The organism is Pseudoalteromonas sp. 0802 (assembly GCF_013350085.1).
GTDB lineage: Bacteria > Pseudomonadota > Gammaproteobacteria > Enterobacterales > Alteromonadaceae > Pseudoalteromonas.
Map to the genome: position 1 here is coordinate 123,654 of NZ_JABVXE010000001.1, position 13,982 is coordinate 137,635.

Annotated in this window: 12 protein-coding genes and 3 tRNA genes; 9 read left to right on the top strand and 6 right to left on the bottom strand. The window is 41.0% G+C overall.

Features of this window, described 5'->3' with window-relative positions; translation table 11 throughout:
- Positions 1–129 precede the first annotated feature (129 nt).
- The 4 genes from HUS61_RS00620 to HUS61_RS00635 all read left to right on the top strand — a co-directional run bounded on the left by HUS61_RS00620 (position 130) and on the right by HUS61_RS00635 (position 1,742).
- Positions 130–205, top strand: a tRNA-Lys gene (locus tag HUS61_RS00620).
- Positions 206–260: 55 nt separating this feature from the next.
- Positions 261–336 (top strand) — tRNA-Lys (locus tag HUS61_RS00625).
- Positions 337–465: 129 nt separating this feature from the next.
- The gene (nadA, locus tag HUS61_RS00630) at positions 466–1,506 is read left to right on the top strand and encodes a quinolinate synthase NadA (protein ID WP_054561293.1); all 1,041 of its coding nucleotides are present in this window, start codon (positions 466–468) and stop codon (positions 1,504–1,506) included.
- Positions 1,507–1,654: 148 nt separating this feature from the next.
- Positions 1,655–1,742, top strand: a tRNA-Ser gene (locus HUS61_RS00635).
- Between the two features lie 62 nt (positions 1,743–1,804).
- On the opposite strand, the gene HUS61_RS00640 is transcribed toward HUS61_RS00635, so the two are convergent.
- The 4 genes from HUS61_RS00640 to HUS61_RS00655 form a co-directional block, all read right to left on the bottom strand.
- A complete protein-coding gene (locus HUS61_RS00640; protein ID WP_175081793.1) occupies positions 1,805–3,529 on the bottom strand; it encodes a GspE/PulE family protein in 1,725 nt (574 codons plus the stop codon).
- Between the two features lie 2 nt (positions 3,530–3,531).
- Positions 3,532–3,954 (bottom strand): hypothetical protein, encoded by a 423-nt coding sequence (locus tag HUS61_RS00645; protein ID WP_175081794.1) that lies wholly within the window; start codon positions 3,952–3,954, stop codon positions 3,532–3,534.
- An 18-nt stretch (positions 3,955–3,972) separates the two neighbouring features.
- Positions 3,973–4,827 carry a prepilin-type N-terminal cleavage/methylation domain-containing protein gene (locus HUS61_RS21775; RefSeq protein ID WP_130166485.1) on the bottom strand — a complete coding sequence of 285 codons (855 nt, stop codon included), beginning with the start codon at positions 4,825–4,827 and terminating at the stop codon, positions 3,973–3,975.
- A gap of 236 nt (positions 4,828–5,063) precedes the next feature.
- The gene (locus HUS61_RS00655) at positions 5,064–5,588 is read right to left on the bottom strand and encodes a carboxymuconolactone decarboxylase family protein (protein ID WP_175081795.1); all 525 of its coding nucleotides are present in this window, start codon (positions 5,586–5,588) and stop codon (positions 5,064–5,066) included.
- Between the two features lie 229 nt (positions 5,589–5,817).
- On the opposite strand from HUS61_RS00655, the gene HUS61_RS00660 reads away from it, so the two are divergent.
- On the top strand, positions 5,818–6,702 hold the full coding sequence (locus HUS61_RS00660; RefSeq protein ID WP_175081796.1) for an AraC family transcriptional regulator: 885 nt from the start codon (positions 5,818–5,820) through the stop codon (positions 6,700–6,702).
- Positions 6,703–6,729: 27 nt separating this feature from the next.
- On the opposite strand, the gene HUS61_RS00665 is transcribed toward HUS61_RS00660, so the two are convergent.
- On the bottom strand, positions 6,730–7,128 hold the full coding sequence (locus HUS61_RS00665) for a DUF2750 domain-containing protein (RefSeq protein ID WP_054561299.1): 399 nt from the start codon (positions 7,126–7,128) through the stop codon (positions 6,730–6,732).
- A gap of 85 nt (positions 7,129–7,213) precedes the next feature.
- On the bottom strand, positions 7,214–7,795 hold the full coding sequence (locus tag HUS61_RS00670) for a TetR/AcrR family transcriptional regulator (protein WP_062565206.1): 582 nt from the start codon (positions 7,793–7,795) through the stop codon (positions 7,214–7,216).
- 284 nt (positions 7,796–8,079) lie between these two features.
- Here HUS61_RS00670 and HUS61_RS00675 point away from each other — a divergent pair, with 284 nt between their 5' ends.
- The 4 genes from HUS61_RS00675 to HUS61_RS00690 all read left to right on the top strand — a co-directional run bounded on the left by HUS61_RS00675 (position 8,080) and on the right by HUS61_RS00690 (position 13,936).
- Positions 8,080–9,123, top strand: a complete 1,044-nt coding sequence (locus HUS61_RS00675; RefSeq protein WP_175081797.1) for an alkene reductase — start codon at positions 8,080–8,082, stop codon at positions 9,121–9,123.
- A 212-nt stretch (positions 9,124–9,335) separates the two neighbouring features.
- Entirely contained in the window at positions 9,336–11,693 is a 2,358-nt protein-coding gene (locus HUS61_RS00680) for a TonB-dependent receptor domain-containing protein (protein WP_175081798.1), read from the top strand.
- Between the two features lie 57 nt (positions 11,694–11,750).
- Positions 11,751–12,878, top strand: coding sequence for a sulfatase-like hydrolase/transferase (locus tag HUS61_RS00685; RefSeq protein ID WP_175081799.1), 1,128 nt, complete (start codon positions 11,751–11,753; stop codon positions 12,876–12,878).
- Between the two features lie 41 nt (positions 12,879–12,919).
- Positions 12,920–13,936 carry an alkaline phosphatase D family protein gene (locus HUS61_RS00690; protein WP_258535961.1) on the top strand — a complete coding sequence of 339 codons (1,017 nt, stop codon included), beginning with the start codon at positions 12,920–12,922 and terminating at the stop codon, positions 13,934–13,936.
- Positions 13,937–13,982 lie beyond the last annotated feature (46 nt).

Sequence of the window (13,982 nt, forward strand, 5' to 3'; positions counted from 1 at the left end):
TCATTAGCTCAGTTGGTAGAGCAGTGGACTTTTAATCCATTGGTCGATGGTTCAAGTCCATCATGACCCACCATTCTTTCGAATGGTTCTATATCGGCGGATTTACGTAGCTTTTATAAGCATCAGAGCGGGTCATTAGCTCAGTTGGTAGAGCAGTGGACTTTTAATCCATTGGTCGATGGTTCGAGTCCATCATGACCCACCATTTTTCGAATGGTCTCATATCGGCGGATTTACGCATCTAAATATAAGCCCAGAGCGGGTCATTAGCTCAGTTGGTAGAGCAGTGGACTTTTAATCCATTGGTCGATGGTTCAAGTCCATCATGACCCACCATTGCTGATTTATCTTTTCTTTCTAAGTTATCCTTTATTTATCTTAACAGCTCACAGCAATACTGTTCTTTAGCTTAAGATTCTCGTATAATTCGCGCCATGAATGCACTGTGGACTAAGTGGTCGAGAAATGAGTCTAGCTGAACAAATTATGCCTGAAGATTATATCTTCCCTCCAAAGCCAGCTCCGTTATCAAAAGACGAGCAAGCTGAGTATAAGGCACGTATCAAACAATTATTAAAAGACAAGAACGCGGTTCTTGTTGCCCATTATTACACTGATCCTGAAATTCAAGCACTAGCTGAAGAAACAGGCGGTTGTGTTGCTGACTCGCTAGAAATGGCGCGTTTTGGCGCTAAGCACGACGCAGATGTAATTGTGGTAGCCGGTGTTCGCTTTATGGGCGAAACAGCAAAAATCCTAACGCCAAATAAAACAGTTGTTATGCCAACACTTGCTGCAACTTGTTCATTAGACGTAGGTTGCCCAATTGAAGAATTCTCAGCGTTTTGTGATCAGCACCCTGATCGCAAGGTAGTAGTGTATGCAAATACATCAACCGCTGTTAAAGCGCGTGCAGATTGGATTGTTACTTCTTCATGTGCCCTAGAAATCGTTGAGCACCTTGATGAGCAAGGCGAAAAAATCATTTGGGGTCCAGATAAACACTTAGGTTCTTACATTCAAAAGAACACAGGTGCAGACATGATCATGTGGAATGGCGCCTGTATCGTTCATGACGAGTTTAAAACCAAAGCACTTAAGGATATGAAAGCCTTACACCCAGATGCGGCTGTATTGGTTCACCCAGAGTCTCCTGCGGAGATTGTAGCCTTAGCTGATGCGGTTGGCTCAACAAGCCAACTAATCAAAGCAGCGCAAACTATGGACAACAAAAAGTTCATCGTAGCGACTGACCGAGGCATTTTCTACAAAATGCAGCAGTTATGCCCAGAGAAAGAATTCTTTGAAGCCCCAACTGCGGGTGAAGGCGCAACCTGTAAAAGCTGTGCACATTGCCCGTGGATGGCAATGAATGGCTTAAAAGCGATTGAAGAAGCACTGACAGACCCTGAAGGTAAAGAAGTGTTTGTTGATATGGACTTACGCGAAGGCGCATTAAAGTCGCTTAACCGTATGTTAGATTTTTCAGCAACGCTTCAGCGTTAAGAACGAATTGACTATATACAAAAGGCAAGGTGTTTACCTTGCCTTTTTTGTTTGATTACTAATCACTTAACAGCACTATTTTAAAAAGCCCTTGCGTCTGTAGGGTTGTTTTCATACTATAACGCCGCGCTAAACTCTAAGCGCCTTAGGTGACGTGTCCGAGTGGCTGAAGGAGCACGCCTGGAAAGTGTGTATACGGCAACGTATCGAGAGTTCGAATCTCTCCGTCACCGCCATTTCTAATCTTATAAGCTAACTTTAGTCATTTACAAATACTTTAAACCGCATTTTAGCTTGTCTAATTATCTAAGCTGTTATTTCTTTCACACTCTTTCCAAAAAGACTGCCCTAATACTCTATTTATTTCTTCTACTGAAGTGAGGCCTTTTGAAAGTGCTTCTAAGGCTACTTTATATAAAGATCTCGCACCGCATTTAGCTGCAATCTCTCTTAACTTACTGGTACTTTCTCCTGCACGAATTGCATCGGCTAGTTGATAATCAATAGTGATTATTTCGAACAGAGGAATACGTCCTTTGTAACCGGACTGATCGCAGTCATCGCAACCAGATGGCGACATAATATTTATATCAGGAAAGATGCTTTTAAAGCGTTTACCATAGGTATCTGTGGACAACGGGCCACTTAGGTTACATTTAGGGCATAGTTTTCTAATTAATCGCTGCGCTGCAACACCTTTTAAAGAGTCTGCAATAATAGGACGTGACACACCTAAACCTATTAACCTTGAAATAGTCGTAATTGCATCACTTGTATGTAAGGTGGTCATCACAAAATGCCCAGTTATTGCAGCGCGAAAGGTCATTTCTGCCGTTTCTTCATCGCGAACTTCACCCATTAATATTACATCGGGGTCTTGTCTTAAAATGCTTCTGAGGGCGCTGGAGAAGGTGAGGTTCTGATGTGGGTTAATATTAACCTGGGCAATACCTTCAATCTCATATTCAATAGGGTCTTCAACGGTGACAAGACATTTTTCTGGAGTGTTTAATTCTTTTAGAGCAGCATAAAGCGTACTTGTCTTTCCTGACCCAGTAGGGCCTGTTATTACAAAGATACCTTCGCTACTTTGCAGTAAGTTTTTAAATGTATTGAGCTCTTGCTGTTGTAAACCAATATCATCTAACTTGTTTACAACAGATTTAATCAGTAGACGGATGACTACTTTTTCTCCCCCTTTAACTGGTAGTGTCGATACCCGTAGATCCACATCCTGACCTTTGAGCTCTAAACTAGCACTTCCATCTTGTGGAACCATTTTTTTTGCTAAGTTAAGGCCAGATAATGCTTTTATTCTTTGTACTATTGGAATAAAAACTTGTGCTGGTAATTCTGATATGACCCTTAACATACCATCTATTCTGTAACGAATTATGCCGCCATTATTAAAGGGTTCAATGTGAATATCACTGGCTTTGAATATAAACGCTTCTAACAGCATTTCGGATACAATTTTAACTATGGCTGAGTTTGAAGAGTCGGGCTCATTTTGTTTTGTTCGTGTGTTGAGTTGGTTTGATTTTATAATAATGTCATTTTCAGATAGCATTTGCTCCTGATAAAACATTTCCGTCCATTTTGCTATGAGCTCGGGTGATGCCAATACCGACTTAACATGAAGGGTCGTTAAAAATTCAACCATTGATTCCATATCAGTATCAAATGGGTGAGGGGAAGCTACTGTTAATAAGCCATTTGTAAAGCCTAAAGGAAAAATTCCATACTCTCTAGCTACTTTAAGAGAAACATAATGAAGCAATTCTTCTGACATATCATCAGGAGGTTTTGCTACATCTAACTGGTAACTTTTTGCAATCATTGCTGTTAACACTTTGCTGTCGACTTGCAAAATTGCCTCTGCACTTTTCCATGCTGAAATGGCTGACTCACCGTTATACATTTCTTCAATATTAATATTGCTGTTAGTCGATTTTTCAATGCAAAATCGTTTTAGCCAGTTAAAAGTGGCATTACTTCTGTGTACCTCATTTTTATCAATCATACTCATTCCATATATATTTTGTCGTCTTTGGCATCAAACGTGATTGTTGAATCACCATGTGGAATGGTTAAGCGAAAATGTTCATTGGTAATTTTTTCATAAGTTACATCCATGACAGATGCAATAGGGCTCGGTAAGTCGTCTGGCAGTTCTCCGTAAGTTGTGCGGTAATGTTCAACATCTTCTGCAATCATTAATAATGCCACTGAGCTGCCTGTTTGATAATCTCTGTCGTAATTTACAGGGTGGGTTTCATGGCCAATTAGTAGAGTTTTTGCTAACAAAAATCCAAAAGCAATATATGAGGCATAAGGAAGCCAGCTGGGTAATACAATGGATGCTCGATTTTTATTTCGTTGATTATTTTGCGTTTCATCCATCGCTTCCGCGATACTTTCTTGCCATCGTTTATTGGTTGAAATCATTTTTATCTTCCTAATTTTTTAATCATGATGCCCATGCTGTTGGCCTATATGTTGATCTGGATGTTTTACCCAGCCAGGAGGCCAATTCAAGTTAGAACCAGCATTACTTCGACTGCCCGATTCTGAATCACCATTGGTACTAGTTTCTGTACTTGTACTCGTTTGGCTACCTGTGTTGCTATCTCCACTATTTCTATCTGGAGGTTGGGTGTTACCTGTGTTACTTGCGTCAGGAAGTTGAGTATTACCTGTATTGCTAGCATCAGGTTGCTGATTAGTCCCTGCATCAGTTAATTTTGGTGGTTGATTTATTTTGGGAGGGTTTGTATTTGTTTCTGAAGGTATTAAATTGGTTTGGTGAGTCTCATAAGGTGTTGCTAATGCAATAATCATCATATTAGGAGTCACAAAAGAATGTTTTAATTCAGTTACATGATCCAAGGCATTGAGTACATTCAATCCGTTTTGACTATTTGCTTTTAAAAATAAAACAGGAAAAGCCTCATGACCAGTAAAATTAAAATAACCAGAGTGATTAACTAACTGAGCTGAAAATTGAATACCAAACTCTTCTGAAAATTGATTGGCAAGCCCGGGTAAATAGCTAGGGGCTTGACCAAAACTTGAACTTGAAAGCTGATTTGGCTTTGCTAATGCATCAGGTGAAGTTGCAATAACATCCTGATAAGCAAGGCCAATAGAATGGATTCTATATAATAAGGTGGCTGCCTTAGACTCATTTACATAGCCTTGATAATTAGGCAAGGCGATTAAGGATAAGATCCCTATGATTGAGATGGCTACCATAAGCTCAACTAATGTGAACCCTTTACTTTTAAAAGAGTTGAGCTTTATCAAAATTGTTGATTTCATTAATACAATTCACTATTTAAGTAATATCTTCTTAAATATAGACAAACTTATAGTTTTTTCATCTTAGTTGTATTTTTATTTTTTTAACTTAAGGCGAGTTAATCAAGTGAATTCAATACTCTACAATTTATTTAGTTGAAGCTTAGCAGAGGCGTTTTCTAAACTATCCGAAAACTTAGACAAATTTCAATGTGAAGCAAAATTCTCGGATAAAATAGAGTACTTATACGCTTTTCTTAACCCACCATAGCAAAGTGCTTTTCAAGATTACATTTGGCACGCATCGCTATATGACTACTGACTTTCCTTGCAAGTTCTATCACTAATAATTCAAGTTGTTCACGGCTATAACCAAGTAATACACAGCGTTTAAGTTGCTCGCTAACTAAGCTGTTGGCATCGTCTAATGCAAATAAAGCGCCTAAAGAGGCAAGCTCAAATACCTTGTTGTTTTGCTGATCTAAACCAAAAGGTAGTTGGCCAAATGTGAGCGCGGTTTTTAGTTGCTGCTCTGTGCGTTTGATAAGCAACGTATTTGAACCTTTAATACCATCAAGAGACTTTAAAACCTCTAGTGCTAGCAATGCTTTTGGCACCCCAGAATACACACTGATATGCGGTAAAATATCACACAACTCTTGCATTGAAACGCCATCATTCAATGCGTGCTGACATGCTCGTTTTAACAAGGGCTTGTCATGAACGGTGACCAAAGCAGCGATCGCGACAAACACAAATAAATCCGTGTTGTTATGGTTCATAATTTCTCTTTTGATTTTAGATATTGAATGTATTGAGGTTTTGTAGCATTGGCTGATTGCAAAGAGCATGCAATCGAAAAATTGAAGATACATTATGGTTGATGATGGCGATTTCTGCTTGCCATAAATGATTTAATTTTTGCCTAAAATAACGAACTGTTACCTAAAATGGTCCTAACCTCAAATTACAGTGATACACTTAATTGAGTATTTCTTAGAGGTAATCTAAATGCGTCAGGCATTAATAGAAGCGGTTAAAGCGATAGCGATTGCAGACGGTAATTTTGAAACAGCAATTCCTGAGTTATTGGTGTTCAGACGAAGCGAAGTTTCATTACCGATGGCCTGCGTGTATGAGTTAGGGCTGGGTATTAGCTTGCAAGGTGCAAAGCGAGTTGTGTTGGGTGAACATAGTTATGATTACACTGACGGCCAATCATTAGTGACCTCAGTCGATGTGCCCGTAGCTTCACAAATAACGCGTGCTAGTAAAGAGCAGCCATTTTACGGCATTTACTTACGGTTAGATGCCCATGAGATCAGCCATATTGTTGCTGAAATGGATTTTGCTGGGCAAGACAAGTTCCCTAAACACCAAGCCATGTCGGTGGTTGATACTGACAATGGCCTGCTTGATGCTTTACTTAGGCTTATTCAACTCGACAAAGAGCCTCAATTAAAAGCTAACCTTGCGCCACTTATTAAAAAAGAAATTATATTGCGCTTGTTAAATAGTCCGCACAGCCCTTATTTAAGGCAAATTGTGATGTCTGGCTCTGCCCATCAAAAAATAGCCAAGATCTTATGTTGGTTAAAAGAAAACTACACGAGTCAATTTTCAATTGATGATTTAGCTCGTGATGCGCACATGAGCCCGTCGACATTCAGGCTACATTTTCGTGATGTGGTAAAGATGAGCCCATTGCAATACGTAAAAAACTTACGGTTGCAGGCGGCAAGGCAATTAATGCTGAATGAGCGAATTGATGTAGGATCTGCGGCTTTAAAAGTGGGTTACGAGAGTCCATCCCAGTTTAGCCGCGAGTACACACGCTTTTTTGGCAAGCCACCGATAAAAGATATTTCGGCACTGCGGTTACAACAAATCGCATAAAATAGGGAGCACTTGGCTCCCTTGTATTTAAAATCGTCTTTTTGGCATTCTTAGTTGTGAGTCAAACTCATCGGGGAATAAAATGGTGCCGTCGTCTTGATCTGTTGGGAATACAGCAATAAGTAAGTCATCTTGCTCAAGGCCAGGTGTCCAGCGACTTAACCAGTCTTTTACAGGGATGGCTTTTGGGGTGCAGTCTTGCCATTCACCGGTTGCCCAGCTTTGGGCAAATTCACGACTAGGCCATACAGGCACGCAGTCGTCGTCTTCGTTTGAGAGCATGACGCAGCCATGTTCATCATTGAGGATCCACACTTGTTTAAACTCTTGAACCGTTTCAAACATATAAGCGAGTCGTTTCTTAGCGCCTAAGGCGAGTACAGCATCAAATTCAGTTTCAACACGTTTAGCAGTTGCATTATTCATGACAAGCTCACTCTTTTAGTTATACACAGCTACACCTTAATCATAAGGTGATAAATTAATATGACAAGTAAAGTTAATAGCTAAATTAATTTACTAATGCAGCAAATAGATCGTCAGCAAGTTGTTGCAGAGATTTAGGGTCTTGATTTGTCAGCGCATAGGTACGAATACCGTATATGCCCATCACTAAAAAGCGCGCCAACTGTTGCGCTGACTTGCTACTTACAAATTCGTTGTTATCTAGCGCTTTTTGAAGTTGTTCGGCGAGGGCATGCTCATAAGCGTTTAAGTTACCACGTAGCACAGTGCAAATTTGTGGGTCGTTGCCTTCAACCTCAGAAATACTCTTTGTAAGCAAGCACACTTTAGCTACTTCACCTTCAATACATTCATCAACAATCACAGTTAAGTAATGTTTGAGGGTCGATAAAATTGATTGTTGGTCATTAAAAAGGGCGGTAAATTGTTGGTTTCTATCTTTTTGATACTGCTCGGTAGCGGCTAAAAACAAGCCTTTTTTGTTGCCATAAGCCGCGTAAATAGAACCCGGGTGAAGGTGAGTTACTTCTTTTAATTTTTGCATACTGGTCTTCGCATAGCCATATTGCATAAAAGCATGCATGGCTTGGCGTAGTACAAATTCAGTATCAAATTCAGCAGTTCTCATTAAAGCTCCTCACGGTTTATAATACCAATCCGCAATAATACTTAGTCATTTTGAGGGATTAAACCTGTCGCTACCCGCGTTAAAAATTTCTGATTTAGAACAACTAAATAACGAAATTTTTGCCTTGTTATCAACGAGGTTTTCTTGCCTCAAAATAGACCACTTAATTAAGCGAATTGGTATAAACGAAGTTTACGTAATCTTGAACGGTTATTCAAAATAAACCTTGAAGTGTGTATGTTTCGCCCTTATCTTGAATGTATGTTCAAGATAAGGATAAAACCATGACAACCGATTTACTTTCTCCGTTTAAATTAAACGACAGCATAGAGCTGCAAAACCGTGTACTAATGGCACCACTGACACGCTGTATGAGCGACGATAACCTAGTACCTACACAAGCAATGGTTGATTATTATGCACGCCGTGCTGATGCGGGCTTAATTATTAGCGAAGCAACGATTATTCGCCCAGATGCTCAAGGTTATCCAAATACGCCGGGTTTATTTACCAGTGAGCAAATTCAAGGTTGGAAGAAAGTGACCGATGCTGTGCATGCTAAAGGCGGCAAAATGTTTGCTCAGCTTTGGCATGTTGGTCGTGTTGCTCATCCTCACTTTTTTGGTGGTGATGTACTGGCACCATCAGCAATTGGTATTGAAGGTTCGGTACCAAGAATGCGTGAATTAACTTACGTTACTCCAAAAGCGGCAACCATTGAAGACATTCAAGGTCTAATTACTGACTACGCAAAAGCGGCGGAAAACGCAATTGAAGCGGGTTTTGACGGGGTTGAAATTCATGGTGCAAATGGTTACTTAATTGATCAATTCTTACACTTTGCTGCCAACCAACGTGAAGATCAATACGGTCAAACACCAGAAAACATGTCGCGTTTTGCTCTTGAAGTCGTTGATGCAGTAGTGGCAGCAATTGGTGCAAATAAAACTGCATTACGTTTATCGCCAGGGGCGTATTTTAATATGACTGAAAGTGACGATGATAAGGCGGTATTTGATTATCTATTACCAGCCCTTGAAACACGTAACCTTGCGTACTTACATGTTGGTATTTTTGATGACAGCATGCGCTTTGCAAGCTTAGGTGATAAGTCAGCATCTGAATATATGCGCGGTGCGTACAAAGGTACCTTAGTCGGGGTAGGTAGCTATAGCTTTGAGTCAGCTAATCAAGCTATCGATAATAACCAATTTGACTTAATTGCGATTGGTCGCCCATTCATTGCGAACCCAGATTACATCAGTAAAGTTAAAAATGGTGAAGCGTTAACACCATACAGCGACGAAATGCTGGCTGAATTGATTTAAGCAAACCTAATAATATTGTCCAACCAACAAGCGCTCAGTTAATTTAACTGGGCGTTTTTTCTAATACTTTCTTATTTATTAAGCAGTTAAGTCTTAAATCTGCCATGAAAATGCATTAATTGTTTAATTGTTGTGTCAAAAATTTTGACCCTAAATGTCATACACGCTCTGCATACTGTGCCCGCTTTTAAATACGTAACCTTGGAAAAACAATGAGCACAGTAACTAAAAAAACAAAGCTAAGCCTTATAGTAGCAACGCTTTTAGCAACATCGGCACATGCAAACACGAATAACGAAATTGAAGAAATTACCGTTGTTGCAAAGCCAACCAGTTATGCAAATAACGTTATTGAACCTGCCATGCTTGAGCAACAAAGTTCAGTATCAAGTGTGTTAGCCGTGATTGATAACCTACCGGGTATTAGCATCAACGAAGGTGATGCGTTTGGTGGTGACGATTGGTCAACCACCATTACTATGCGTGGCTTTAGTATTGATGGTAATCAACAGCAATTAGGTATGACGATTGATGGTATTCCTAATGGCGGTTCTAACTATGGTGGCGGCGCAAAAGCAAACCGTTACTTAGACAGCGAAAACTTAGCAACGGTTGAAGTAGGGCAAGGTACGTCTGATATTGCCTCTGCATCACTCGAAGCATTAGGCGGTACTTTCAATTTTGTGAGTGCACAACCGAGTACCGAGCAAAGCACCACGTTTGCTTACACAACGGGCGATCATAACGCTAGCCGCTACTTTGTGAAGCACGAAACCGGCACTGTGTTTGATAACACGCAAGCCTATATCAGTTATTCGCAAACAGACACTAGCCGCTGGGTTGGTGATGGCAGCAATGGTGGTAAAGACAATCAGCACATCGAAGCGAAGTTTGTATCAGACTTTAGTGACTTAACTGTAACAGGTCGTGTTTCGTATGATGATGTTCACGAAATTAACTATAACAGCATTAGCATTAGCGAGTTTGAACAAAACCCTGATTGGGATCGTTTAACTTGGAATTGGACTGGCGTGCCGCATTTTGATCAAATGTTTGCTGAGGGCTGGGGTACACTGCGTGAAAATACTCTTGCGTATGTAAAGTTTGATTATGCATTAGGTGCCACTTCAAACTTAAGCTTGTCACCTTACTATCATAAAAATTCAGGTCGTGGCGATTGGATCCCGCCTTATTTAACGTCACCGGTTGATGGCGATGGCAACCCAACAACAATTGGCGGCGAAAACGCTGGCAGCTACGGCTTTACAGATAGCGACGGTAATCCACTCGCACCTGCTGCAGGTTGTACGGCAAGTTTAGAGTGGCCATGGTCTTCAGGCCCTGGCTTAAACCCAGCCTGTTACTCAGATGATGCTATTCCGGTTATGTCGTATCGTCATACTCACTACAAAAAAGACCGCTTAGGTATGACCGGTGAGTACCAAGTAACCCTTGGCAATCATGATATTGAAGCCGGTTTTTGGTTTGAACAAACAGACCGTGATGAGTCACGTGACTGGCATAAAGTTATTGATGCCCGTATTTATCATCACTTTGACCATACGCCGTATTGGACACAGTATAAAAACACCTTCGAAACAGATACATTCAAGTGGTACGTACAAGACTCAATCAGTTTAGGCGACTTCACACTTAATTTAGGTGCTAAACAGTACCTTGTTGAGCTGCAGCGATATAACCATTTTGAAGATGAATACTCAGATAAAATCGACAGTGATTCAGACGTGCTATTCAGCGGTGGTGTGCTTTATCAGCTATCTGCAAGCACAGAGCTATTCACCAGCTACAGCGAAAACTTTGCGGCAATTAAAGATGGTGTACTTGAACGTGATTCATCAACACTGACCGAAATTGAACCTGAAACAGCTGAAAACATCGACCTAGGTGTACGTTACAGTGATGACCGTTTACGTTTAACGGCAACCGCTTACAGCATCGAATTTGATAACCGTATTACCTTTATTGCTCCGGGCAGTGATACCGATGGTATTGATTACACCATTGGCACGAACGGTTCTTACATCAACGTTGGTGGTATTGAGTCAACGGGTGTGGAGCTTTCAGCAAGCTATATGCTGACTGACAAATGGAATCTTTACACATCGTATACGTACAATAACTCTGAGTATCAATCGAACGATCCAAGTGCTTACAACAGCGAGGGTGAGCTACTTGAGGATGCATCAGCCAGCTTTAAAGCGGGTGATGAAGTGATTGACTCAGCACAAGATTTATTTGTGGTATCGGCAGACTACTACAGTGGTGATTTCCGCTTTGGTTTATCGGCTAAATACACAGGTGAGCGTTTAGGTGCATGGACTGATGAGCAAACCCGTTCGCGTAATGAGGTTGATGGTTACACCTTGGTTGATTTAAACATTGGTTATAACACCAGTCTTGATTCAGGCGTGTTTAAATCAATCGACCTTGCATTTGTGGTGAATAACCTGTTTGATAAATCATATCTAGCGGGTGGTACAGGTAATGGTTCAACCTACTTTATTGGTGCACCACGTACCGCAGCTTTAACACTTACAGCACAGTTTTAAGTAATAAGCTAACGTTTTAAATAGCCCATCGTTGATGGGCTTTTTTGCAGGTGAAATATGAAAAAATTAATTTTAGCCACGGCGGTTGTAGCAGCATCACTATTAAGCTTAAACAGTAAAGCTGCCGACAATGTTGTGCTCGTTACTCTTGATGGCCTTCGCTGGCAAGAAGTGTTCTCTGGTGCAGATAAAAACCTAATCGAAAACACTGATTTTGTTGCAGATACAGATGAACTAAAGGCGCTTTTTTGGCGAGATGACCAAGCACAGCGAACTCAAGCGTTAATGCCATTTTTTAGTGAAACATTGGCAAAGCAAGGCGTTTTGATTGGCGATAGAACTCAAGGCTCATTGATGTCGGTAAGCAACCCGTGGTATTTCTCATACCCAGGTTATAGTGAAATTTTAACCGGCATAGTAGATGAAAATATCGATAGTAACGATAAAGTGCCTAACCCCAATAAAACCATTTTAGAGAGTTTAAATTCTCAGCCAGAGTTTAAAGGTAAAACCGCGCTTTTTGGTAGCTGGGATGTGTTTCCCTATATTGTAAATCGTGAGCGCAGTGGGGTTTATGTTAATGCTGGCTTTGAAACTTTTGATGCGGTGAAGTCAGCCGAAGTGACTCTGCTAAACCAAATGCAAAGCGAGATCCCAAGCCCTTGGCACAATGTTCGCCTCGACAGCTTTACCTACCGATTTGCCAAGCAATATTTATTAAATAAACAGCCGCGTTTGCTTGTTATTAGCTTGGGTGAAACCGATGACTTTGCCCATAACGGTAAATACGATGCCTATTTAAAATCGGCTAAACAAAGTGATGCGTTTATTCGTGACCTTTGGCAAACAATTCAACAAACACCGGGCTATAAAGACAACACCACAATGATCATTACCACCGATCATGGCCGTGGCAGTCATGCAGATGATTGGCAGCATCATAGTTCGAAGCGTGCTTTGGCACGTTCAGAGCAAGGTAAGCAACGTTTTCCAAACGGCATTGTTGGCTCTGAGCATATTTGGTTAGCAGCGATTGGCCCAGATATAAAAGCAAAGGGCTTAATAAAGCCCAAAAATGAGCTTAAACAAGCGCAAGTGGCTGCAACTGTGTTGAGCGTTTTAGGCGTCAACAGTCAGCAAGTTAACCCGAAAATGGCCGCGCCGATTAAGGAGATTTTAAAATGAGTTTAACGCTTAGTTTTTTTAGAAGCGCCTTATCTGGATTAATGCTGGTTAGTTGTGCGACTGCGATTGCCGCACCGAGTAAAATTTTGTTTGGCTCATGTGGTCATCAAGACAAGGCTATTCCGATTTTTGATGCCATCAACAAAGAGCAAGCCGATTTATTTATGTTCCTTGGCGATAACATTTATGGAGATACCGAAGATATGTCGGTACTTGCTGATAAATATCAACGTTTAGGGCAAAAGCCGGGCTTTAAAACATTACGTGCGAATACGCCAATCATTGCCATGTGGGATGACCACGATTATGGCGAAAATGATGCTGGCAGCGAATACCCCAAAAAACAGCAGTCACGAAAAATCATGCTCGACTTTTGGCAAGAGCCTGCGGATTCTGCTCGCAGAACTCGTGAAGATGGTATTTACACTTCGTACACGTACGGTGAAGGTGAGCAAACAGTAAAGGTCATCATGCCTGATCTGCGTTTTAATCGCGCACCGTTGAATCATGTATCGGCTATGACCTATCAACTTGAGCGAAAACCTGCAAAACAAGGGCCTTATAGCCCAACAACTGATAAAAACGCCTCTATGCTTGGCGAAAGTCAATGGCGATGGCTTGAACAAGAGCTTAAGTCAGATGAAAAGATAAAAATCATTGCCTCAAGCTTACAGTTATTGGCTGATTTTACAGGTTGGGAGTCATGGGCAAATTATCCGGCTGATCGTGAGCGTTTATTTGCGCTTATTAAAAAGCATAAAGTAAATGGTGTGATTATTTTCAGTGGCGATACCCACTGGGGGGAGCTGTCTAAGTATCAACAAAACTTAGATTACCCGTTATATGAAATGACCAGCTCGGGGCTTACAGAGAAGTGGAAAGATGTTAGCCCTAATAAACACCGTGTGGGTGATTACACTCATGAGGTTAACTACGGCGATTTAACAATCGATTGGCAAAAAGCAGATCCTACCATTCGTATTGCGCTTAAAGGCATCAAGGGTGATGAGATCATGCACACCGAATTCGCGTTATCGACGATAAGCCCATACCAGTAGATATTGCCTGCTGTGCATATCTTTAACACATGCCCGCAGCTCATGC

Coding starts and splice junctions, on each gene's coding strand:
- nadA (WP_054561293.1), top strand. CDS start 466: ATGAGTCTAGCTGAACAAATTATGCCTGAAGATTATATCTTCCCTCCA.
- HUS61_RS00640 (WP_175081793.1), bottom strand. CDS start 3,529: ATGATTGATAAAAATGAGGTACACAGAAGTAATGCCACTTTTAACTGG.
- HUS61_RS00645 (WP_175081794.1), bottom strand. CDS start 3,954: ATGATTTCAACCAATAAACGATGGCAAGAAAGTATCGCGGAAGCGATG.
- HUS61_RS21775 (WP_130166485.1), bottom strand. CDS start 4,827: ATGAAATCAACAATTTTGATAAAGCTCAACTCTTTTAAAAGTAAAGGG.
- HUS61_RS00655 (WP_175081795.1), bottom strand. CDS start 5,588: ATGAACCATAACAACACGGATTTATTTGTGTTTGTCGCGATCGCTGCT.
- HUS61_RS00660 (WP_175081796.1), top strand. CDS start 5,818: ATGCGTCAGGCATTAATAGAAGCGGTTAAAGCGATAGCGATTGCAGAC.
- HUS61_RS00665 (WP_054561299.1), bottom strand. CDS start 7,128: ATGAATAATGCAACTGCTAAACGTGTTGAAACTGAATTTGATGCTGTA.
- HUS61_RS00670 (WP_062565206.1), bottom strand. CDS start 7,795: ATGAGAACTGCTGAATTTGATACTGAATTTGTACTACGCCAAGCCATG.
- HUS61_RS00675 (WP_175081797.1), top strand. CDS start 8,080: ATGACAACCGATTTACTTTCTCCGTTTAAATTAAACGACAGCATAGAG.
- HUS61_RS00680 (WP_175081798.1), top strand. CDS start 9,336: ATGAGCACAGTAACTAAAAAAACAAAGCTAAGCCTTATAGTAGCAACG.
- HUS61_RS00685 (WP_175081799.1), top strand. CDS start 11,751: ATGAAAAAATTAATTTTAGCCACGGCGGTTGTAGCAGCATCACTATTA.
- HUS61_RS00690 (WP_258535961.1), top strand. CDS start 12,920: ATGCTGGTTAGTTGTGCGACTGCGATTGCCGCACCGAGTAAAATTTTG.